This is a genomic window from Mesorhizobium sp. WSM4820, assembly GCF_055811075.1.
In genome coordinates this window covers 64111-84107 of record NZ_JBVVQN010000002.1, presented here as the reverse complement: position 1 = coordinate 84107, position 19997 = coordinate 64111, and the positions used below count along the sequence as shown (strand labels likewise).

Below are 19997 nucleotides of genomic sequence, written 5' to 3'. Positions count from 1 at the left end.
TTTGAAAAAGCCCGCGCCTCTGGCGGAGAAGGAAAAGGCGCGCACGAAAGCCATTTGGCTAACAAGATATGCCGGGGGGTAGCCTTGACCGCCGCGCATGGACGTGATCGGCGTCCGGCAAGTCAGCCTGGAAACTTAAGACAGTAAGATACCGATGACGCCTCCGATAATGAATCCGGCAACACCAACAATAAATAATACGCGCTTTCGGAGCGAACTGGGTTCGTCGGGGAAGTAAAATGCCTCGAAATGGATGTTCTCGATTTCGGACGAGCGCACGAATATGTGGCCTTGGCTAAACGCTTGGGTGGACATAGGTCGCGCTTTGCCGAATGTGGTCGTCGGAACTTCTTTGTTCAGGCGCAGATAGAACTTGACTGGATCTTCCAGGACCAGATGATCGATGTTGTTCCCATCCCCAAGGCTGATCTCCTTAGGCAGTCCGGCATACATAAGGCGTTGATTGCCGTTTATTACCTTTGTCAGCACGAAACATGTCAGCAGGGGCTCTTGAATTTTGGATATAAACGGCGCGAGCGAGCCGTACATCAGGCGCCCTACAATTCTGGACCTTCGGGACAGCCACTGTACGCAATAGGCGGATAGCAAGCCGGTTGCGCTAACTCCCATAAACACAAGTGCCGAACAGATCGGGTAGTTGAAAAGGAAGTTTGTTAGTTCGAAACGCCTACTGTTAGGAGGCGGGATGGAATGGTCGAAGACGTACATATCCCCGTTAAATTCGACGATTCCAAAGGGTATTTGGTAAGTGTAAAAGAGGTTTAGGACGCCAACAGCCAGTGCAATTACGGACTAAAAAACTATAAAAACGAGGTATTGAGTACAGTAGCACGGCAATGGAGGAATAGAGCGTGCCGCCCGCGAAAAAAGGCCTCCGAACTGGAGACCCTTCGTAAACCGCGTACCGGAATATCAATCCAGGCACCAACAATATGAAAAGCGCAAGCGTCGATGCGCTAAGTGACACAGATCAACCGGCTTCCTTAGCAGCCGAGGTGCGCTCTTTGACAATCGCGCGGATGCGGTTCTTGACCTCATCTTCGCTTAAAGTCGTGTCGCCGTTACGCTTGGCGGAGGGGTCTTTCGCCGCCTCCACCAGCGCGCGATAAAGAGTGACGAACGAACCCTTGGATTCTCGCCTCAATTCATCGACGATTTTATCGCGACGACCGAACGTATTCATGTCGCGAATCTCCTATGAACGACGCATGCGACTAACAGCCTGCAAACGAAATCGTTCCGAATTGGTTATCGCTGCTTCGTATGTCAACATCATACGCGGACGCTGCAAGGACGTCAATTCGACGTTTTTCAATATATGTACGCGCGGAACGCATCGCAAAATTCATCGCCGCGATGGCGAAAATGCCCCTCCCCGAGAGAGCGGACCAAGGCTTCAACATGGGGAAAGATGTATCCGGTATTCGTCCAGAGATCTTGAACCGTGCCTCATGAGGCTCGCAGAGCTTCAACACCGCCAGAAGAATCCTTGCCGCCCACTGAAGGCGAGAGACAGGCAGGCCGCTGGCGAAAGCATCAGCGAGAACCTCACTGGCGGATTGGCGAAGTAGGTTCATGCTTATATCACCGCGGCAGCTCGCCGTGCGTCGGCAATCAACGCGGAAATCTCTTTGCGCTGCTCGATCGCTTCACAAGTGAATCGCCCGTGGCGATAAAGGCCATGCGCGGCGCCTCTGGGTGCTCCACCGCCAGCCCCGTGAAATCGGCAAACGCGATGGCCCCGCTTTGCAGGCGCCTTGCAGCCAACCCCGCTGCGCTTGCTGCGAGCCTGACAACGCGGTGCGCGGTTCATGGGGTTATCGATCATTTTCTTCGCCCACCCCGCCCCCATGGGCGACGTTGCCGACGATGGCTTGGCCCCCCTTTTCAACGTTCACGCGCTCGACAATCACGCGCTGCTCTCCCTTGCTGCGATAACGCTTCAGAGCCTCAACCTGGGCCACATAGGTACGGGCGAGGCGGTTCAATGCCCGTTCCTGCGATTCCCTCAACTCCCACGTCTTGGCTTTTCCCATGCACAGAGCGGTATTCATCGTGGCGAGGTGGATGGCAGCCATCTCGACACCAAGAGTCGCTTCGATCTGGTCCTTCGGCCGGAGCCCGCATACCATGGAAAGGGCATAATTCATTTCACCCTCACGTACCACGGAGCCGACCTGAGCAGCCTTGGCCAGTGAATCGAGAGTGCCGGCAAGGAAAGTGCCGCTATCGGCCCCTACGGCTTCGGCCAGTAGCTCATAGCCGAGTGCGGGGTCAGGGTGATCCACCGCGATCGAAGCGATGCGCTTACCACCATCGTCGCTCATCGAGACTTTTATTTGCCGGAACCGGACGCCTGTTCTCGCGGCGCTTAGCGTAGGCGGCCTGTGATGCAAGTTCCCACGCTGTCGGCTCATACGGCTTTGCAACCGGGGTTGCCGTCTTGGCTCCCTTGGGCATCGGAACGACTGTCATTAGTGCCTCGCCATAGGCGTTCAGCATATGGGCATATTGCGCGTGAGTGTTCGCCTTCTTGAGAGCTTCGACATGGTGGAGGAAGGCATCGGCAAGTTTCGCGAACGTGACGGCACCGCGTTCCTCGGCTCTATCGCGTGAGGGGTCTTGCCCTTTGACGACAGAGGCCAGGAGGTCTTTAGCCACGTCGCGGGCTTGGTCGGGCGTGACCTTGCCAACCTTGACAATCGTCACTCGCTTGTCCGGCCTGGCCTGGGCGAGGGTTGTGAAGGCAAGCGTGACCGCTGCCGAGGTCAACGCAACTCGTTCTGATCGTGTTGCGCGAATGGCTGGAAGCGAACACCTATCTGCCGGTCCGGAGGATCGATGAGGAAAGCGAAATAGACGGCAGCGCTTATGGCTTTTCGCTACTACCGACCGCGCCCAACCTCTGGTAGTTGTTCGTGTGGCGGACCCCAAACCGCCCGGCCGGCGCCTAAATCCCCAACGCTCCCGCCCAAACGGGCGCCGGCCACCCTCAGCCCCTTCGTTCGAAAGTTGGCTTTCAATCGCGATTGCGCACCCGCTGCTGGCCTTCGTAATCAGGAATGCATGTGAAGAAGCATGGCCTTGGACCGGCTGACGATCAGTCTTCGAAGCAACGGCGGCAAGCGCCATGACGGGTTTGAGATGGATGGACTGTTTACGAACCTCAGCAACCTTCCGCCTTCAGGGATCGCACCATTCGCACCACAATCGGATCATACGGGATTTTTTCATCGCTGCTGTAATTTATGACAAAGAGCGCGGCACGGTCGTTGCAAACCGCAATGGCGCGGACATATCGGATCTGTTCGTTCTTGATACCCGAGTAGCTGGCCCATCTCGGCGTGACGCGCCTATAAGTCAGTTTCCAGCCCTCCTTTTCATCCTCGACCATGCGGTGCTCGATCTCGGCGCGAAAACTGTGCTCGCCGAGCCTTGCGCCCCACACGGTAAGAACGGCATCGTTTTCGCCCCGAAATTCCGCGCCCTGGTCCGAACGCTGTGTCAGGACAAAGCCAGGGGGAACATCGAATATGAAGCCAAACTGCCTGACGCCGAAAAGCTGCCACGCTTGCGCTTGGAGATGCGTGCAGCAAAATAAAATCGAAACGAGGCTCAACAGAAAACGTACCATCGGCATCAAATTAGCGTCGCGTCATATACTGTCCAGACCGGACAAGATTGGCGACAGAGAAAAGTAGCAGAGATGCGCGCTGCGCTCAGTTGCGCGAAAATCGCTTGAGGCAGAGAACTAGCCTTGGGGAAAATTCTCAGTCGCCCCTTGCTGAGCCAATAGGAATATGGTCCTGCCGCCTGATACTGGCATCCCGTAAGCTGTTGGATCGCATTGCCGCAGACGATACGTGAGCAAGTAATCAAGCGCCTAAAATCCCGCACCCCCAAACCGCACAGCTATTCCACGCTCGACCTTTGCACATCGGCCGTCGATTCGATTGGACCAAGGACCGCGGCTGATTGGATGGCGCCAGGTGCAGCGTGCCTACTACGACTTCTTGCAGCGTGGGCGGGGGTCGTAGGAAAATCCTACGCGCGCGGCTGCGCTGCGTCCACCAATCGGCCGTTGGAATGTTCAACAGCTTGCATCGTTGCCGGCCGCAACCTGACGGTACCGGAAGCGATTGCGGATGTGCTCGTTGAAAAAGCGGCCTTTCGCAAAGGCGGCTTTGAACGCGGCGAAGGTCGCCGGCGGCACTTCCTCAAACTCGTACCGCTTGTCGCTGGCGACGAACCACACCGAGAGGATTCTGCTGTCGGGATCGTAGGCCATTTTTCGTATCGAGGTCGATGGCATGATATGGCTCGATCAAAAGCCTTCAACGATCGCAGAGCCTGTCACGTTCCTTCGTGGTATTGCTCCCGAGCAGCGCACGAAGATTTTCTCCGGGCCACCTACGCATGCGGCATCGCAAACGCGCCAGGCACGGGTCTTCTGGGTCTCTAGGCGCTGTTGAATAGCCAATGGACCCGCATACATTGGCGATCAGACCTATCCGAGTTCAGCAGGAAGCGCTGCGATGCTGATGATCGCGAGTTTGGCCTTGGTGGATTGGCCTTTTGCAGCCAGAGCGGGAACGTTCTTGTTGGCCCCACGTTTCGGCGCGGTCGTGATCTGGTGCAGGCGTTGATCACGAACCGTCAGTTCTTTGCCCGGGACGCCTGCGTTGTCGCTCGCGATATGATTGGCGCGACGCTTCTTGTGCACGGCGTGGGCGGGATCGTCGTCGAAACGGAAGCCTATCGCGCCGATGACCCAGCCTCACACAGTTTTTGTGGGCGGACTTCGCGAAACAGCGCAATGTTCGGCGCCCCAGGGAGCGCATACGTCTATCGCTCCTATGGTCTGCATTGGTGCCTGAATGCCGTCTGCCTTCCCGGCAGATCACGTGAGATCTCCGCAGAGCCGCCCCCGAAATCAGCGTCGGAGGTCTGGCTGGGGTGGAAAGCTGACTCAGCGCGGCGTGTCGGCGAAAGGCAGGGCAACCACCTGATGGTCGTCCTCGAAGACGATGTAGCCGGGCCGCTTCGTCCGTAGTTCATTGATCCTGATGCGGCCCGCCTCTTCAACGAGAGCGACAAGTGGGCGTAACCTCCGAACATGCCCGTCCGCCCTGGCCTTGACCCAAGAGATCGCCGTCTCTTGTTCACGGGAAGGTACGGGGATGATGTGATGCCGAAACCGCGTCGGTTCTGCCATGTTGGTCTCGAACCACGACAGTTGCTCCGCGAGCGCGAGTTCTTCAACGCACGACGCAGCAGCCGGGTTCTCTGCGAAGAGCATAGGCGACTTTGAACACGCCGCTATTGTGGCCGAAAGGCGGGTGCGTCGACTGCGTGACAAATCGAAGGACCGTGCCGCTCATCTCAATTCCACTTTCAATGGCGCGATGAACATCGCCTGCGTGCTCGCTACAGACGAGCATGAGTTCGAGAGCGGCGCCATCAAGGCCAACGCACCGGTCGCCGAAAGCCGCTACCGCAAGGGGACCGGTGAAGGTCGGGAGGCAGTCACTGCAGCAATTTTCTCGCTGAAGACCAGGGCGCGCTGTAAAGAGACCTCGCTTCACGAGGTGGAAGGAATACGGAACACGTCAGCGATCTTTGTCCTCACCTATGACGATATGAAGTTCCTGTAGGGCGGCGTTGCCGACATTAGCAATCTGTGATTTCTACTGTCGTTTTGACTTCGAAGTTCGCCCGAAGCCCGAAATCAAAATCAACCGAACTCGAAATCACGACACTAGGGCGTTGTGTTGATTCAGCGCTGGTCCAGCTTCTTCGCAGCCTCCAGCTGCTTCGATTCGATTTCGTCCAGCACTGCTTCTGGCGCAATGTCCCTCTTAATCTCGCCGACTTCTATATCGCTTAAGGCTGGTTTTGCATTCAACCGATCCGCTATCGAATCGACAAGTTCAGTAAGTTTTGTGAGTTCGTGCTCCGTCAGCAGGCTCACCTGAAGGTCCAGATCCGCCCGTTTGTCTGCGGCAGTTGACATCCGGTTTTGGCTGATCAGTACAAAGGTCGAGAGAAATATGGCCTCGACGGAAGCTACCATGGCCAATATCACGAATGTCGGATCAAATGGCGGAGTGATCGGTATCCAGCCCAAGTTCGAGACGATCCAGCCGCCATACACGGCCAAGTGAAGATACACGAAACGCATACTGCCCGTAAAAGAAGTAATCGCCTCAGCGATTTTCTCTTCCAAAGTTGCATCGCTGGCTTCCTTCGCCCGGCGCTCCTCAATCGCTTGGATATTGCGTTTCAGTGCTTGGCTGAGTTCAGTCGGAGGCGGCGGAGGCAACGTTGGAGAATCCATGGAACACCCGTTGGATAGCTATCGGTCCTGCCACTCTGGGCAACGTACAAATCATGGGTATTCGACTTTGTTCCCGACTAGAGCCGTCTAATCATTGGCTCTCCTCATTTACTCGGGCGATTTCGGGGTCTTAGACGCTTGGCGTCGCCATTGCTAAGGAAAGGGAGGGTGATCCGGCCGCTGAGCGTCTTTCGCTATGGTCGAGGATTGAAGCTAGTGAGTGCAATCGGCGCCTCGGTTCGTATCCTGGTGAGGCACCATGCGAATTTTGTTCTCCGAACACGAAGGCGCGTCACCAGGGCAAGAGAACCGGGTCAGAAACTGTTTTGTTCGCGCCGGTCACTTGGCTAGGACCGCTTCCCATTGACCAAATCTGATGCGATGATGGGGGAGAACAAGTCCGCGCTTGGGAGGGGCCACAAACGCCCGCTCAGCGGCTGCCTCGTCCTCCGCAACGCCGAGGAAGGCCCGATCGACCATGAATGGCAACCGCAAGCGCTGCTACCGAACAATCAGTTCGGCACGCCCGCTTCGGAATTCGTGCTTGGCAAGGAACGACACGATCGCCGCGGCAATCTTTTTGCCGCCCTGTTCCGATGGCTCGATGGCGTTCACAAAGTCGGCGTCCTCGCCGCAGACAATGCGAAGGTCGATCAGTGGAACGCCGCGCACGGCGGCTGCTCGTGTGATGCAATCGTTGAGGATCGACAGGGCCGTTACCGCAATGCGTCTCTGGTCGGGGTCGGCATACCGGACGTCGTAGATCGAGCAAATCGCGGTCGGCAGCCCTACAGCCAGAACGGCATCCAGGATCGACATATACTCCAAGCAAAACTGCTCTCTAATTTCGGCGAGCCTCAGCAGAGTGTCGGCAACGGACCGCGACGGAGCGTTCAAAATGGAGGAGACGCCGAGCGCGTCGTTCCCTCCCACGCTTACCACCAGATGAGTGGCGTCAGCTGGCAGGCGGTTCAGTTGCCGGCCCACATCCGCCATGACGCTGCCGTCAACGGCAAGCAGCTTGGCCGACCAGCCGATCGGGAGCTGACGCAAAACGTGGGCCAATAGATCTGCTCCATCGGCGACATAGGCGCTGTTGTCGAACACCGAATCGCCTAGTAGCACAACCTTGTTCATCGTCCCCACGTCCTCGGCGGAAACAGTTTGCACCGTGGAAAATGCTTGTCCCGCGGCGGCGGCCAGCAACAGGCTCCTGCGCGATATCATTACCAGACCGGCATCTCCCACGACTGTCGCTCGTGCGCGAGCCTTCAGTGGCTGCTGTTCGAGTTCGCTCCGCTTTCCGTATTAATCGTCCGCCGTCCTCTCCTCTTCCCGCCGCTGATACGCAAGAGCCATAGCGGCCGCTATGGCTACTCCTGCGGCGCCCAGCAGGAGTTTGTCTCGAGTCTCCTGATCGCTCATGACGCCCTGAACAGCCGATGATGCCCGGCCGGCTGTGGCGGCTACTCGCTGGGCCGCCTCGCCGGAGGTCTGCCGCATATCGTCGATCATGTTCGGCGTCCCGGCGCTCCAATCCCGCACTCTCTCTTTGACGGCGCCGGCCAGCTCAGTTGTTTGCTCCTTCACTGCTTCCGCCGTCTCGGCGCCCAGTTCGCCGACCTTCTCCGCCAGCTCGCCGGCTTGCTCCTTCAAGCGCTCTGTGGCGTAGGAGAAATGATCAACTTGCTCGCCCATGTCTGGTATTGAAGGTGTCCGCAACAGGCTGAATAGTCCCGCTCCGATCAAAGCAGTTGCAATCGGCGGACGGTGCAGGAGACGCCAAGCGAGACCAGCCCCAATCACCAATGCGGCGCTCGGGTTGGCTGCCGCCTTTGCCTTGAGATCATCGACGATCCCCTGCGCCGTCGACTGCGCGGTCGATCTTGCTTTTTCGACCAGCGCGTCCTTTGCCTCGAGCGCCTCTTGCTTCAGCTCGTCGGTAAACTCGGACAATGTATTTGGCGATCGCAGCGTCGACAGATGTTCGGCGAGCCTAGCCCGGGCTGCCTCCACATCATGTTCGAGCTGGCGGAGACTTGCCTCACCCATTATGAGCCTCGCTTGCCGCTAGACCGTCCGGATTTGCTCGGCCGAGAGGCATCCGATTGTGGCGATTGGTCCGATTTGGCCGATTTATCTTGCGAGCGGCCCATGCCGCCCGATTGGGGCATGCCGCGCTGAGCCGATTGAGCGCGCGATCCACCCGAACTCGCGGATGGCGCCTGCGCGGACTCGGTTGGCTGCTCGCCCGACAAGGCGCTGCCGAACGCACCAGCCACGTCGCTCGCAACCTCCTTGAGGCTATCGGCATTAAGGCCGCGCTCCTCGGCTGCCCTCCTGAGACGTTTGCCCGCCTCCTCTGTCGATTCCTTTAGCCGTTCGCCAGCCTTTTCTGCGGTGTCCGTCAGCTGCTCTGCGGCTGGGCCAAGGGTCCGGTTCTCAATGTCGGTGGTCCGGAAGGCAGCTGCAACAGCCGCCCCGGCTGCAAAACCGAGCAGCGCCAGCGTCAGTGGCTGCTCTTGCGCCACACGGTTCATCGTATCCTGGACCGTGGATTGGGCCTGCCGGGCGAATTGTTCCGATGTCTGGGAGACGTTGCGCCGCGCCTCGTCCGCATATGTCGATGCCGAGGATGCGTAGGAACTTGCGGTTGCCGCCACCTTCTCGCCGATCTCGGAAACATATTCACGTGCTGCCTCTACCGCCGCTGGGGCGCCGCCTTCTCTGGTTTCCGCCTCGTGTCCATCGGGGCGCGTGCTCGAAGACCTTGACCGAGCCTTTCGGTGGCCATTGTTTCCGCGGGATTCCTCAGCATGCCCGAAGCTACTGATGGCCGATGACCCGCCGCGGCGCATCAACAATGCGCAGCCGGCCGCAACGAGGAGAAGACCTTCCGGGTTGTTTTTGGCGGCGCCGATGAGCCATTCCGCCGTTCCGAGATTGGCCGTACGTGATTCGGGGCTCATGACAGATGCTCCTTGGTTGTCGAGATGTCCTGCTTGATCTGATGGATGGAACGGGTCGGCGTTATCTCCTTGTGTGCGTCCATGCGGCCCTTGTAATAGGCGAGCGCTCCAGCCCCGGCCGTGATGGCGGCAACAATCAGGCAGGACCAGTGCACTGCGATCCCAACGCTCGCTATCCCGAAGACAAGCGCCTGCACTGCCAAAAATGCCGCGATCAGCCCCAGCACGCCAGCAGTGGACATCCAAATACCCGCCCGAAATTTGGCAAAGAGATTTTCAGACAACTCCGCGCGCGCCAGTCGCAGTTCCTTCTGAACAAGATCGGCAAGGTCGGCAACGACGTCGGACAGTGCGCGAGGAAGCGTGGAATCCTTGAGCTGCTCATGTGCCATGGAATTCGTTCGCTCCTTGCCGGTTACGTTCGTGCATAGGTTCGTTGGAAAGCGGCGACGCCGGAGGTGCGCTCTTCAGCGTTCGAAATGTCAAAAAGCCCGCAAGGGCGGCAAGTCCGAACACCAATGCCGGCTGACGCCTTGTCAAATCGGAGGCGGCGCGAACCAGCTGATCGACCGACTGGTCCCGCAGATCGTCTGCGTACCCGTCCATTCGGTTGGCGAACGTACGGACCACACCGGCGACTAGCGGTGCGCTTTCGTCGAGGTCCTCGGCAGCGCGTTTTGTCGAGCTTGCGAGCTGACCCATCACCTCGGCACCGCTGCCGACCTTACGATCCAGCATTTCCTTTACTTGGCTGGCAACTGTTGACGCACCATCCGCGGCCGACTGCTTGACCGTATCGGCTGCCTCTTGAGCCAAATCGGATGCCTTGGAGAACGCGCCGCTCACTGTTGCCCCAACGTCCTTCTTTGCACTGTCATCTGGTGTCTTGGGCGCGGAATCCCGTTCCATGTTTTGGTTGTTCATAATTTCCTCCATTGACTGACAAAACTGCGGGAAAACCCGTTGGTTCCTTGGAACAGCTCAAACAATGTAGATAGCGGTCTGGCCGCCTGGCAGCCCCCTGTAAGGCGGCCAACTTTTTGCCGGCGCGAATCTCTCTCCACCCTCGCCCGTGGACAGATGGTCGTGCAGGCAGCGTGCTTCAAATTAAGGGGTGCCTGGACGTGCTGAAGGGGAGTAAAGCCGTCGCCTCGGGCCGGAGGGCGTTCATCTCCCGAAGGAGATGCGCATGAGGCCTACAACAGAATTCTTCGAAAACTGGCTACAGGAGAACGTCGGCAACCTTCCTGCCAAAAGCGGCGTGAGCATTGCCGCCTTGAGCTCAGCAGTTCGAGCAAGATGCCGAAGCGGCAGGCTACGGTCACGCGGTACGAGAAGACGAGATCGGCAACGTCGAGGACGCCATAGAGAAGGCGCTGGAACGGGCTAGCACTGGAGAAGAGGCGCAAGTTGCCGTCCTGGCCTGAGGAAGTGGTCTTGCGCCGGTCATGGAGGCCCTAGCAGTCAATGACGCGAAAAGCGGGCCGCAGGGCTCTGGATTCCGCTTCGCGCCCCTGCAACCGCCCCGCCTCAGCGTTCGCGCAGAGCCGCCGCACTGGGCCGGCCACGTCTAGACCGGCTCCGCCCGTCACGCCCGGGAGGCACGTTTCCCTTCGCCGAGTCGTCGCTGCACCGCCAAGGCGAACGTCGTCGCAACGAGGATCTATCACCAGCGCGGCGAGCCCCGGTTCGTCAATCAGCGTCACAGCCTTCGATGGCTCCACCCAGACACGTTACGCTCGCGCCGCTCGGGCCATTTGGACAGCTGGCGCGTTCAATGGCCACGAAATGCGCGGCGCTATGGCCCTACCTTGCCTTTTCGCATCTCCTGCGCGACTAGTCCCCCGGCAGCCAAACCCAGAGCGAGCGCTACATACGCAGCTGCGATGGATCGCTTAGAAAGCACTGTCTCCCAGCCCGGGGTCAGCCGCTTCGGCACAACGAGATAGTCCACAGCCGCAGCGATCGCCGCTACCGCGGAGGCATCGCGAAGCATCAGTAGCGGCGACCGCGGAGGATTTCTGGCGAGCCAAGCCTCGAAAGGAGCGGCCCAGAATATTGCCGAAGCATGATGGGTGCCGAAGCCGACCGCCGTGTGCGCGAGGTCGGCCTTCCTAACCGCACCAGCCTTGTCGCCGTGGAGCCAGTGGCTGGTGGCGTTGGTCGGCTGCAGCGCCGACTTTCCTTCGGTTTTGGCCAGAAGGGCGAGGAACGCCGCCGTCACAACACTTGCGACCGTGCCGGTCACGCCTGTCGAAAGTCCAGTCTTCAGCAAGCCGTTCACATTAACCTCCGTAACTCTCCCTCTTTTTAACCGCCGAACCGAAGCTCAGTTCCCGACACCTCCATTAACGGCAAGGAGCTGTATCCCAACTGAAGTGTCAATCCGCCGACGGCGCGTTCTTTTCGCATCTGTCAGGTATTGCGACCGCCCGGGTATACGGTGGTAGAAATCATTTTCTGCGCCGCCGCCCCGGAAGAGGTTTTCATTGAAATTCCGCCAAGTTTTACACTGCCATCGCACATTCATCGATGGACTGCGGCAGTTGCGGCCTTGCTGCGGGTGTTTTCGCCTCTTGCGGCTTCACTGTTTGCGGCGCCTGGAAAGCCGGCGGTGATTTAGGCGAACCTGCCGCCCCGCAGGCTCAAGAGCAGCAAGGGCCATTGATCGCCCGATATCGGCCAGCGGCGATGACGCGTCGGCTATGGCGAGCGGTAATGTCAATGCGCCCCGCGTCCAAGCCACCTGTGCCGCAAGAATCCCCTGCGCAAGGGCCGAAACTTTTTCGCTCACCGCCTTGACGGTTTCCGGCCGACCTGAAACCAGCGAACCGGTTGCCTCGGCAACCAGGATCGGCAACCGCAACCCCACAACCCAGGGCGCGAGCATCAGGTTCTGGGCAAGAGCAATCTCAGCGCGGACGCGCCTTCCTCGGTGACTGGCCAACACTCGTTACTCCTTCTGTTTGGATTTTGCGGGTCCAGATAGGCGGGCCGGCAATGACCACCAACAACATGCGCCTGTTCAGGGTTCCATAGCCCCAGTCCTTCCGTCTCGGCCCGTTCTCGTCAACGAGCTTGTCCATGCCGCCGATTAAGCGCAGTCGAAAGCAGATGGTCGCTCGTCTCAAGGGCATACGATCCCGTTCTCGACATAATGACATGACAAGCTTCAGCAAATTGATTGTTACGGCAGGCCTCGCATCGCGGCTTTGTTCCAAAAATAAAAAAGCCCGCCGCACCTTTCGGCACGGCGGGCTGTCCTCCCAGTCGCTCACGTCATTCGATGATCTTAATAATTTTGCGTGTGCCCGGGTCAACGACAACGGTCCGGTTGTCGACGACAACGGTGCGGTATTCGGTGTTGGGGACTTCATGAAGCTCGACCGTCTCGGGCAGGGTTGAGCCGATGTTGAGCTCCACTCCAGGGATTTTGACCGATGCGAGCGGCTGCTTTTTCACGTATTCCCTGATGACCGTCTCCTGTTCAGGCTCGATGACTACGTCCTGAGCGGCAGCGGCACCGATGCCTGCCAGCAGCAAAAATCCCGCGGCTGCAGTGGAAAGATGCATTCTCATAACTGTCTCCTTCGTGAGGGCTGATGCGCTGAACGAGATCGCCTTAGCGCCAGGTATCCAACCTCAGGCAGCTGCATTTGTTCCCCTTGAGGGACTTTGGTCTGACGCGCGACAGGACCTAGTCTCGCCTGTTTTGGCGTAATAGGCCGGACATAGCGCCACCCGGAACCGCCGCTGCGCATAGTCGTTGATCCCTGCAAGTTCACGGGAAGGAGCCCATGGAAAATAGTGTCCACCAAGCCCGCTGGTTACTCGCTCCGGTCTTCGCAGTTTCGATCACATTCCTGGCGATTGGAATAATCGTTAGCTAAGGCCAACCAATTTGACATCTGCGCAGCTACGTCCCTTCCTGCGCCGATAAAGGACCACCCGCCATTCCTCGATTTGGCGGGTGGTCCGTGCGGCTGAGCAAAGTCCACCCGGCGAAGGCCTCTCAGTGGTTCAAAGTCAGAGGGGCGGAGACACCTCACAGCAGGTCTTCGGCAACCCCGTCGAATTTCCTAAGGCCTATGCTTGGAGGCTGTCGCTTAAGAAGCCCCTGTTCACTTGCGGCCGCCTTGAAGGCATCGAACGCGGCTTGTTGGGTGCAGTGTCCGGCTAGGCAATCCTCGATCATTCGAATTGCTTCAAGTCGGGATGGCTTGCCCATGAATGGCCATGGTTGCTGAAGCGCCGTCTCAGCATCAGGGATCGACGCAACCAGCATCGATCTGTCATTCAGGTAAATTGTAATCGGAATAAACGCCGGCATCTGTGTCGCTCTCCAGAATTGAAGTGGCTAAACGCGAAGACATGGCGGTGGTTGCATGAATGTTCGTCAGGGCAGTGGTGCTCTTGATTCGCCGGGTCCAGGCCGCGTTGCTCGGCGCCAGGGGCTGGACGTCCGAAGAGCCCTGATAGTTTCGGTTCCTGAACGGAAAAGCCCGCGCCTCACGAGGGAGGGCGCGGGCTGATCGGAGCATCACCCGACCGGCAGCAAATCTTGAGAGGGACCAAGACCATGCTGCACGCCCCGAACTTCCGGCTTGAATCTATGTTCCAGCGAAGGGTCGAGAAAAAGCGGCGAAAGCAGGACCTTGGTTCCGTCTACCGACCCAACGGCAGTTTCGACGCTGAGACAAGTTCGTCCTCGTCAGTGATACCGGCCGAATAATTTGCAAGAATCCGGGACGCGAGAGCCTCACGTAGATGTTCGGAGTCGCCCTCCCTCTTGAGCCGGTCAAACACACGGCCCAGCGTAGCCACTTCGGATGCACTGAAGACGCCAGCTTCTTTAGCTTTTCGATAAATCGGCATACCACCTCTCGGGCTAAAACATTCTGCGCAACTAAATACGATTCAGGACATCTCGGACAACCAAAAAGCCCAGGCGCCTTTCGGCACGGCGGGCGAGACGCCTTAGTCGTTCACCGAGCGGCGATTATAATCTGAACAGACCCGCCTACCGCTTTGCAGCTAGCGACTTTGCTTCCCGGAGCAGAGATGCCCAATGGAACCCGAGGAAGGAGATAAGCTCTCGGGCCTGTTCTTCGGTGATGCCGGTCTCTTTGACCAAGCGTCGAACGACGATTTCAGGGTTGTTCGGCGCTCTATCCTGTTCGTCAGCCATAGGAGAAACTCCTTACGCTATAACTTCGCTATCTGGCGCTTGTTCCCAAGCGCGCGACTAACAAAAGCACCGAGTTAGCCGTAGAGGAATGGAAAACCGGGTAACGCCTTGTTGGAGCCATCCCGTTCTTCGGCCGCGGCCTTACGGCACGTCAATGAAAAGCCCGCGCCTCTGGCCGAGAGCGCGGGCCCGATCGGTGTGGGGCCGATCTGCAGCGGGCAGCGAAGAGCACGCCAACTGGTCACAGACAATTATTAGAATTCTCTAAAATTCTACCCTGACTAAGGACCGTTTACAATCATGGGTGGGACGATTCCCAAACCGGCGGAAAGTTTTCTCTTGGGAAAATCAAGTCTGCTTTAGGCCTGCCTATCACTGGCAGGCCTGACAACTCGCGCGGATCCCTGAAAAATTCGCCGTATTCGGCTAGTCTGAGACTGAAAACCCCGGCAACCACCGGGGTTTTCAGCACACTAACTGCTAATAATACCAGTCCCAGACCCAAACACGCCTGCGAAAACACCGTCTGCGCAGACGGCCATATCGCCAGGCACGACGACAGGCCCTTCTCCAAGCCCGCCGCCGGCGCCGCCGCCTGCGGTGCCAGCTCCGATGTCGGACCGGCTCCGCCTGAGTATCCTCATCTTCGAACGGCTCTGTCTCCAGCGCGTCGAGTTCATCGAGGATGCCACTTCTGGCGCTCGGTACGCCGGCCACCGCGTTGATTGGCCGAACTGCGCTCGCAAGGGCTGCTGCCCCAGCAACGCCAAACACTCCTGTCAAAAATAATCGCCGATCCATGGAAACCTCCAATTTCAAAGCCAGCGAGACAAGGTCGCAATTGGGAAATAGCGCGGTGGATACAAAAGCAAAGTCAGATGCGTTTAGAGAGGCTTAACGGTCGGTTCCGCGAACATGTTACGGTCCCCGAAGCGATGACTTCGTCAATTCTCGCCATGCCGCATTGCACAATCACGCTGCGTGCGCAAAATGCGGCATGATCCGGAAATCCCTCACCGTCCTGGTGATCGACGAAAACCACATCCGCGCCTCCATCATCGAGGCGGGATTGCGGGAGGCCGGGCATGAGCAGGTCACGGTCGTTCACGATGTTGCGGGAATAGCGCGGCGCATTGCCGAGATCGAACCGGACGTAATCGTCATCGATCTCGAAAATCCCAACCGCGATATGCTTGAAAACATGTTCCAGCTTTCGCGCGTGGTGAAGCGGCCGATCGCCATGTTCGTGGACCGGTCGGATCAGGCTTCAATCGAAGCTGCGGTGGAAGCGGGGGTCTCCGCCTATGTCGTCGACGGGCTGCGCCAGGAGCGTGTCAAGCCGATCCTCGACATGGCGATCAGCCGCTTCAACGCGTTCTCGCGGATGGCGCGCGAACTTGAGGAAGCCCGCAGTGAATTGGAGGACCGCAAGGTCATCGACCGCGCCAAGGGCATCCTGATGCGATCACGCGGCCTGTCGGAGGACGCGGCCTATACGCTTCTGCGCAAGACCGCCATGAACCAGAACCGCAAGATAAGCGAAATCGCGCAGAGCCTGGTGACGGCGGCAGGCCTTCTGGATCCCGGAGAGAGTTGAGCATGGCGGCCGAACACCAGATCAATGCCGGTTTCATGCCGCTCTTCGACAGCGCGGTCCTTGTCGCAGCGAGGGAGATCGGCTTTGCCGCGCGCGAAGGCGTCGACCTGACGCTTAGTCGCGAAACGTCCTGGGCCAACATCCGCGACCGCATCGCGATCGGACATTTCGACCTGGCGCATATGCTGGGGCCGATGCCGATCGCCTGCAATCTGGGGCTCACCCCACTCGCCTCCGACACGATCGTGCCGTTCTCGCTGGGGCTGGGCGGCAACTGCGTAACGGTTTCGAACACGCTCTGGGCGGGCATGGCCGCGCACGGCGCCTTGCCCGATCTCAATCCGGCGCGGGCCGGCAAGGCCTTGGGAGCGCTGATCCGTGAACGGGCAAATGCCGGTCGCGACCCCCTGCGCTTTGCGGTCGTGCATCCGCACTCCGGACACAATTACGAACTGCGCTACTGGCTCGCCGCCTGCGGCATCGACCCGTCGCGCGAAATAGAAATCGTCATCGTGCCGCCGCCCTTCATGGCCGACGCACTCGCCGCCGGCAGGATCGACGGCTACTGCGCCGGCGAACCGTGGAACAGCGCCTCGGTCGTCGCCGGCACCGGCCATGTCGCCACGGTCAAGGCCACCATCTGGAAGACCAGCCCCGAGAAAGTCGTCGGCGTGCGCAAGGCCTGGGCCGAAAAACACCCGGAAGCGCTTTCGGCGCTGCTGCGCGCGCTCCATCACGCCGCGCGCTGGTGCCAGGATCCGGCAAACCGCGGCGAACTGGCCGCCCTGATGGCGCAGCCTTCCTTCCTCGGCCTTTCGCCGGCGCTGCAGATGCCGATCCTGACCGGACATCTTGCGCTGGGCGGCGGCGCGGAACTGACCGTCGAGGACTTCTTTCTGGCTTTCGGCAAGGCGGCAAATTTTCCGTGGAAAAGCCACGCGCTGTGGTTCTACACGCAGATGGTCCGTTGGTGGCAGGTCAAGCACAGCGCTGCCCACATGGCGCTCGCGCGGGACACCTACCGGCCCGACCTCTATCGCGCAGCGCTGAAGCCGCTCGGCGTCGCACTTCCCGGCGCCAATTCTAAGGTGGAGGGCGCGCTGGCGTCTGCCACACCTGTCGGCTCCGCCGGCGCCAGTCTGGTGCTCGGCCCCGATGGTTTCTTCGATGGCCAGATATTCGATCCCGACGAGGTCGACGCCTACATTGCCGGGCAGAAATTGGCGCACGCCGAAGCCTGATCATTTTCGCGCCATTCTTGTGCATTGCACAAAAATTATGCGTGCAACGGCGCTAATGAACAATCTTTGGCTTGCTCGCCCAACGGGCCAGCGCCCCGATGATTGTGGCATGCCGTTGATCTCATTGATGTTTGTCATCCATTCCGAAACTGGCACGGTTCCTGCTTTGCAATAAGCAGACTCCTTTCGGGTCACGGAACAGGCGTCCAATGGCGGGCGCTACAGGCAAAGCTGCCGCTCAGGTCAACACGCGATCCCGGATGGACGGACGCGCGCGGCCTGGCCGGCGGCTTTTTTGTTTTGACCGAGCACGGCAATCGACGGCGCTGATCCCAAGCAGTGCCCAACGGGAGACGACGATGACGAAACGCATCAAGACTGAAGCCCCTCTCGAGGGCATGACCCGCCGCAATTTTCTGATGGCAAGTGCTGCCACGGCGGCAACCCTGGCAGCGGCACGCGCGCTGCTGCCGTCTGGCGCCTATGCGGCGCCCGCGGCACCGGAAGTCACCGGCGCCAAGCTCGGCTTCATCGCGCTGACCGATGCGGCGCCGCTGATGATCGCCAAGGAGAAGGGCCTGTTCGAGAAATTCGGCATGCCCGATGTCGAGGTGCTCAAGCAGGCCTCCTGGGGCGCGACGCGCGACAATCTGATGCTCGGCGGCGAAGCCAACGGCATCGACGGCGCCCATATCCTGACGCCGATGCCTTACCTGATGCATACCGGCAAGGTGACGCAGAACAACCAGCCGATGCCGATGGCGATCGTCGCGCGGCTGAATTACGACTGCCAGGCGATTTCCGTCGCGCAGGAATATGCCGGCACCGGCGTCGGCCTCGACGCCTCCAAGCTCAAGGACGCCTTCGCGGCCAAGAAGGCCGAAGGCAAGGAGGTGAAGGCCGCCATGACCTTCCCGGGCGGCACTCATGATCTCTGGTTGCGCTATTGGCTGGCCGCTGGCGGCATCGATCCCGACAAGGATGTCTCGACCATCGTCGTGCCGCCACCGCAGATGGTCGCCAACATGAAGGTCGGCAACATGGACGTGTTCTGCGTCGGCGAGCCATGGAACGAGCAACTCGTCCATCAGGGCGTCGGCTTTACCGCCGCCACCACGGGCGAGTTGTGGAAAGGCCATCCGGAAAAGGCGCTCGGCCTGCGCGCCGCCTTCATCGACAAGAACCCGAACGCCACCAAGGCGATCCTGATGGCCGTCATGGAAGCCCAGCAATGGTGCGAAGCCATGGAAAACAAGGACGAGATGGCGGCCATCATCGGCAAGCGGCAATGGATGAACGTGCCGACCGCCGACATCATCGGCCGCCTCAAGGGCGACATCAATTACGGCAATGACCGCGTCGCCACCGGCACCGACCTCTACATGAAGTTCTGGAAGGGCGGTGTGTCCTATCCGTTCAAGAGCCACGACAGCTGGTTCCTCGCCGAAAACATCCGCTGGGGCAAATTCGCGGCGACCACCGACATCAAGGCGCTGGTCGATCAAGTCAACCGCGAAGATCTGTGGCGCGAGGCGGCCAAGGATCTTGGCGTTGCTGCGGCCGATATCCCGGCGTCTCCATCGCGCGGCGTCGAGACCTTCTTTGACGGCAAGATTTTCGATCCGGCCAACCCGTCCGCCTATCTCGACAGCCTCAAGATCAAGGCATCGGCCTGACGTCGACGGCAAGCGCCGCCGTTGCGCCGCTTGCCAGTGCTCAAGGAGCTTTTTGCGAAAATGTCTATTCAAGCCATCGAGGACACCAAGGTGAAGGCGTTCCCCGCGCCTGCCAAGCCTGCAGAGGTCATAGCTTTCACCGCCAAGGTGAGGCGCCGCTTCGATCCCGCCGCGATCGCCGGCAAGCTGGCGAGCACGCTGGTGCCGCCGGCCGTAGTCATCATCGTCATGCTCGTCGTCTGGCAGGTCGCCTGCTCGTCGCCCAATGCCAGCTTGCCGCCACCTAGCCAGGTATGGAACGAGGCCTACGATCTGATCGCCCATCCGTTCTTCGACTATGGTCCGCAGGATATCGGGCTGGCCTGGCGGGTGCTGATCTCGCTGCAGCGGGTCGCCATCGGCTTCGGCCTGGCTGCCATCGTCGGCGTCGCGCTCGGTGCGCTGGTCGGCCAGTCGATCTGGGCGATGCGCGGCCTCGATCCTGTGTTCCAGATTCTGCGCACCGTGCCGCCGCTCGCCTGGCTGCCGCTGTCGCTGGCTGCCTTCCGCGATTCCAGCCCGTCGGCGATCTTCGTCATCTTCATCACCTCGATCTGGCCGGTGATCATCAACACTGCCGTCGGCGTCCGCAACATTCCAGAGGATTATCGAAACGTCTCCCGCATCCTCAGGCTCAACCAGCTCGAATTCTTCGTAAAGATCATGGTGCCGGCCGCGGCACCTTACATCTTCACCGGCCTGCGCATCGGCATCGGCCTGTCCTGGCTCGCCATCGTCGCCGCCGAAATGCTGACAGGCGGCGTCGGCATCGGCTTCTTCATCTGGGACGCCTGGAACTCGTCGCGGCTGCCCGACATCATCGTCGCGCTCGCCTATATCGGCGTCACCGGCTTCTGCCTCGACCGCTTGGTCGCTGCGGTCGGCGCCTTCGTCACCCGCGGCACAACGGCAAAGTGAGGAGAGGGGCG

General features: G+C 59.6%; 25 protein-coding genes. 6 read left to right on the top strand and 19 right to left on the bottom strand.

The genetic code is table 11. The features are described 5' to 3' along the window. Positions 1-135: 135 nt before the first annotated feature. The 7 genes from AC0L2R_RS03795 to AC0L2R_RS03765 all read right to left on the bottom strand — a co-directional run bounded on the left by AC0L2R_RS03795 (position 136) and on the right by AC0L2R_RS03765 (position 4744). A complete protein-coding gene (locus AC0L2R_RS03795; RefSeq protein ID WP_473507780.1) occupies positions 136-549 on the bottom strand; it encodes a hypothetical protein in 414 nt (137 codons plus the stop codon). Between the two features lie 442 nt (positions 550-991). Beyond that, entirely contained in the window at positions 992-1204 is a 213-nt protein-coding gene (locus tag AC0L2R_RS03790) for a hypothetical protein (protein ID WP_473507779.1), read from the bottom strand. Positions 1205-1838: 634 nt separating this feature from the next. Continuing rightward, positions 1839-2348, bottom strand: a complete 510-nt coding sequence (locus tag AC0L2R_RS03785; protein WP_473507778.1) for a hypothetical protein — start codon at positions 2346-2348, stop codon at positions 1839-1841. Then, complete coding sequence (locus AC0L2R_RS03780) at positions 2329-2793, bottom strand: hypothetical protein (protein WP_473507777.1); 465 nt, start codon at positions 2791-2793, stop codon at positions 2329-2331. Before AC0L2R_RS03780 ends, AC0L2R_RS03785 begins: the two co-directional genes overlap by 20 nt. A 394-nt stretch (positions 2794-3187) precedes the next feature. Next, a complete protein-coding gene (locus tag AC0L2R_RS03775) occupies positions 3188-3661 on the bottom strand; it encodes a hypothetical protein (protein WP_473507776.1) in 474 nt (157 codons plus the stop codon). Between the two features lie 450 nt (positions 3662-4111). Continuing rightward, positions 4112-4333, bottom strand: coding sequence for a KTSC domain-containing protein (locus AC0L2R_RS03770; protein WP_287055059.1), 222 nt, complete (start codon positions 4331-4333; stop codon positions 4112-4114). A 195-nt stretch (positions 4334-4528) separates the two neighbouring features. Continuing rightward, on the bottom strand, positions 4529-4744 hold the full coding sequence (locus tag AC0L2R_RS03765) for a hypothetical protein (protein ID WP_473508084.1): 216 nt from the start codon (positions 4742-4744) through the stop codon (positions 4529-4531). On the opposite strand from AC0L2R_RS03765, the gene AC0L2R_RS03760 reads away from it, so the two are divergent. After that, entirely contained in the window at positions 4718-5074 is a 357-nt protein-coding gene (locus tag AC0L2R_RS03760; protein WP_473508060.1) for a DNA-3-methyladenine glycosylase, read from the top strand. The genes AC0L2R_RS03765 and AC0L2R_RS03760 overlap by 27 nt on opposite strands. Here AC0L2R_RS03760 and AC0L2R_RS03755 read toward each other — a convergent pair. After that, a complete protein-coding gene (locus tag AC0L2R_RS03755; RefSeq protein ID WP_473508083.1) occupies positions 4991-5236 on the bottom strand; it encodes a hypothetical protein in 246 nt (81 codons plus the stop codon). The two genes, AC0L2R_RS03760 and AC0L2R_RS03755, sit on opposite strands and share 84 nt — an antisense overlap. Before the next feature lie 124 nt (positions 5237-5360). Here AC0L2R_RS03755 and AC0L2R_RS03750 point away from each other — a divergent pair, with 124 nt between their 5' ends. After that, on the top strand, positions 5361-5675 hold the full coding sequence (locus tag AC0L2R_RS03750) for a hypothetical protein (RefSeq protein WP_473507775.1): 315 nt from the start codon (positions 5361-5363) through the stop codon (positions 5673-5675). Between the two features lie 122 nt (positions 5676-5797). Here the strand turns inward: AC0L2R_RS03750 and AC0L2R_RS03745 are convergent, their stop codons facing one another. From AC0L2R_RS03745 to AC0L2R_RS03695, 11 genes are all read right to left on the bottom strand, one after another. Next, positions 5798-6358 carry a DUF1003 domain-containing protein gene (locus AC0L2R_RS03745; RefSeq protein WP_473490667.1) on the bottom strand — a complete coding sequence of 187 codons (561 nt, stop codon included), beginning with the start codon at positions 6356-6358 and terminating at the stop codon, positions 5798-5800. Positions 6359-6859: 501 nt separating this feature from the next. After that, positions 6860-7585, bottom strand: coding sequence for an SGNH/GDSL hydrolase family protein (locus AC0L2R_RS03740; protein WP_473507774.1), 726 nt, complete (start codon positions 7583-7585; stop codon positions 6860-6862). 81 nt (positions 7586-7666) lie between these two features. Further along, the gene (locus tag AC0L2R_RS03735) at positions 7667-8410 is read right to left on the bottom strand and encodes a hypothetical protein (RefSeq protein WP_473507773.1); all 744 of its coding nucleotides are present in this window, start codon (positions 8408-8410) and stop codon (positions 7667-7669) included. Next, positions 8410-9327, bottom strand: coding sequence for a hypothetical protein (locus AC0L2R_RS03730; protein ID WP_473507772.1), 918 nt, complete (start codon positions 9325-9327; stop codon positions 8410-8412). Before AC0L2R_RS03730 ends, AC0L2R_RS03735 begins: the two co-directional genes overlap by 1 nt. After that, on the bottom strand, positions 9324-9719 hold the full coding sequence (locus tag AC0L2R_RS03725; RefSeq protein WP_473507771.1) for a phage holin family protein: 396 nt from the start codon (positions 9717-9719) through the stop codon (positions 9324-9326). The genes AC0L2R_RS03730 and AC0L2R_RS03725 overlap by 4 nt, the downstream gene beginning before the upstream one ends. Further along, entirely contained in the window at positions 9709-10251 is a 543-nt protein-coding gene (locus AC0L2R_RS03720) for a hypothetical protein (protein ID WP_473507770.1), read from the bottom strand. The genes AC0L2R_RS03725 and AC0L2R_RS03720 overlap by 11 nt, the downstream gene beginning before the upstream one ends. Before the next feature lie 874 nt (positions 10252-11125). Next, a complete protein-coding gene (locus tag AC0L2R_RS03715; RefSeq protein WP_473507769.1) occupies positions 11126-11611 on the bottom strand; it encodes a hypothetical protein in 486 nt (161 codons plus the stop codon). Positions 11612-11911: 300 nt separating this feature from the next. Then, the gene (locus AC0L2R_RS03710; RefSeq protein WP_473507768.1) at positions 11912-12187 is read right to left on the bottom strand and encodes a hypothetical protein; all 276 of its coding nucleotides are present in this window, start codon (positions 12185-12187) and stop codon (positions 11912-11914) included. Between the two features lie 419 nt (positions 12188-12606). Further along, positions 12607-12906 (bottom strand): DUF1236 domain-containing protein, encoded by a 300-nt coding sequence (locus AC0L2R_RS03705; protein ID WP_473490661.1) that lies wholly within the window; start codon positions 12904-12906, stop codon positions 12607-12609. Between the two features lie 466 nt (positions 12907-13372). Beyond that, positions 13373-13657: a DUF982 domain-containing protein gene (locus AC0L2R_RS03700; protein ID WP_287217585.1), complete on the bottom strand. Its 285-nt coding sequence runs from the start codon at positions 13655-13657 to the stop codon at positions 13373-13375. Between the two features lie 690 nt (positions 13658-14347). Then, on the bottom strand, positions 14348-14515 hold the full coding sequence (locus AC0L2R_RS03695) for a hypothetical protein (RefSeq protein ID WP_287055084.1): 168 nt from the start codon (positions 14513-14515) through the stop codon (positions 14348-14350). 997 nt (positions 14516-15512) lie between these two features. Here AC0L2R_RS03695 and AC0L2R_RS03690 point away from each other — a divergent pair. The 4 genes from AC0L2R_RS03690 (at position 15513) to ntrB (ending at position 19986) form a co-directional block, all read left to right on the top strand. After that, positions 15513-16112 carry an ANTAR domain-containing response regulator gene (locus AC0L2R_RS03690; RefSeq protein ID WP_023796771.1) on the top strand — a complete coding sequence of 200 codons (600 nt, stop codon included), beginning with the start codon at positions 15513-15515 and terminating at the stop codon, positions 16110-16112. A 2-nt stretch (positions 16113-16114) separates the two neighbouring features. Beyond that, the gene (locus tag AC0L2R_RS03685; RefSeq protein WP_473507767.1) at positions 16115-17353 is read left to right on the top strand and encodes a CmpA/NrtA family ABC transporter substrate-binding protein; all 1239 of its coding nucleotides are present in this window, start codon (positions 16115-16117) and stop codon (positions 17351-17353) included. Between the two features lie 359 nt (positions 17354-17712). Continuing rightward, positions 17713-19029, top strand: a complete 1317-nt coding sequence (locus AC0L2R_RS03680) for a CmpA/NrtA family ABC transporter substrate-binding protein (RefSeq protein ID WP_287226764.1) — start codon at positions 17713-17715, stop codon at positions 19027-19029. 60 nt (positions 19030-19089) lie between these two features. Then, positions 19090-19986: a nitrate ABC transporter permease gene (gene ntrB / locus AC0L2R_RS03675; protein ID WP_128172929.1), complete on the top strand. Its 897-nt coding sequence runs from the start codon at positions 19090-19092 to the stop codon at positions 19984-19986. The last annotated feature ends 11 nt before the right edge of the window (positions 19987-19997 follow it).

Excerpts from the sequence above, each read along its gene's own strand:
- AC0L2R_RS03680 (WP_287226764.1), top strand. The coding sequence starts at position 17,713 with ATGACGAAACGCATCAAGACTGAAGCCCCTCTCGAGGGCATGACCCGC.
- AC0L2R_RS03690 (WP_023796771.1), top strand. The coding sequence starts at position 15,513 with ATGATCCGGAAATCCCTCACCGTCCTGGTGATCGACGAAAACCACATC.
- AC0L2R_RS03735 (WP_473507773.1), bottom strand. The coding sequence starts at position 8,410 with ATGGGTGAGGCAAGTCTCCGCCAGCTCGAACATGATGTGGAGGCAGCC.
- AC0L2R_RS03755 (WP_473508083.1), bottom strand. The coding sequence starts at position 5,236 with ATGGCAGAACCGACGCGGTTTCGGCATCACATCATCCCCGTACCTTCC.
- AC0L2R_RS03725 (WP_473507771.1), bottom strand. The coding sequence starts at position 9,719 with ATGGCACATGAGCAGCTCAAGGATTCCACGCTTCCTCGCGCACTGTCC.
- AC0L2R_RS03760 (WP_473508060.1), top strand. The coding sequence starts at position 4,718 with ATGATTGGCGCGACGCTTCTTGTGCACGGCGTGGGCGGGATCGTCGTC.
- AC0L2R_RS03770 (WP_287055059.1), bottom strand. The coding sequence starts at position 4,333 with ATGCCATCGACCTCGATACGAAAAATGGCCTACGATCCCGACAGCAGA.
- AC0L2R_RS03775 (WP_473507776.1), bottom strand. The coding sequence starts at position 3,661 with ATGCCGATGGTACGTTTTCTGTTGAGCCTCGTTTCGATTTTATTTTGC.
- ntrB (WP_128172929.1), top strand. The coding sequence starts at position 19,090 with ATGTCTATTCAAGCCATCGAGGACACCAAGGTGAAGGCGTTCCCCGCG.
- AC0L2R_RS03720 (WP_473507770.1), bottom strand. The coding sequence starts at position 10,251 with ATGAACAACCAAAACATGGAACGGGATTCCGCGCCCAAGACACCAGAT.
- AC0L2R_RS03730 (WP_473507772.1), bottom strand. The coding sequence starts at position 9,327 with ATGAGCCCCGAATCACGTACGGCCAATCTCGGAACGGCGGAATGGCTC.
- AC0L2R_RS03685 (WP_473507767.1), top strand. The coding sequence starts at position 16,115 with ATGGCGGCCGAACACCAGATCAATGCCGGTTTCATGCCGCTCTTCGAC.
- AC0L2R_RS03695 (WP_287055084.1), bottom strand. The coding sequence starts at position 14,515 with ATGGCTGACGAACAGGATAGAGCGCCGAACAACCCTGAAATCGTCGTT.
- AC0L2R_RS03790 (WP_473507779.1), bottom strand. The coding sequence starts at position 1,204 with ATGAATACGTTCGGTCGTCGCGATAAAATCGTCGATGAATTGAGGCGA.
- AC0L2R_RS03745 (WP_473490667.1), bottom strand. The coding sequence starts at position 6,358 with ATGGATTCTCCAACGTTGCCTCCGCCGCCTCCGACTGAACTCAGCCAA.
- AC0L2R_RS03740 (WP_473507774.1), bottom strand. The coding sequence starts at position 7,585 with ATGATATCGCGCAGGAGCCTGTTGCTGGCCGCCGCCGCGGGACAAGCA.
- AC0L2R_RS03700 (WP_287217585.1), bottom strand. The coding sequence starts at position 13,657 with ATGCCGGCGTTTATTCCGATTACAATTTACCTGAATGACAGATCGATG.
- AC0L2R_RS03705 (WP_473490661.1), bottom strand. The coding sequence starts at position 12,906 with ATGAGAATGCATCTTTCCACTGCAGCCGCGGGATTTTTGCTGCTGGCA.
- AC0L2R_RS03795 (WP_473507780.1), bottom strand. The coding sequence starts at position 549 with ATGTACGGCTCGCTCGCGCCGTTTATATCCAAAATTCAAGAGCCCCTG.
- AC0L2R_RS03785 (WP_473507778.1), bottom strand. The coding sequence starts at position 2,348 with ATGAGCGACGATGGTGGTAAGCGCATCGCTTCGATCGCGGTGGATCAC.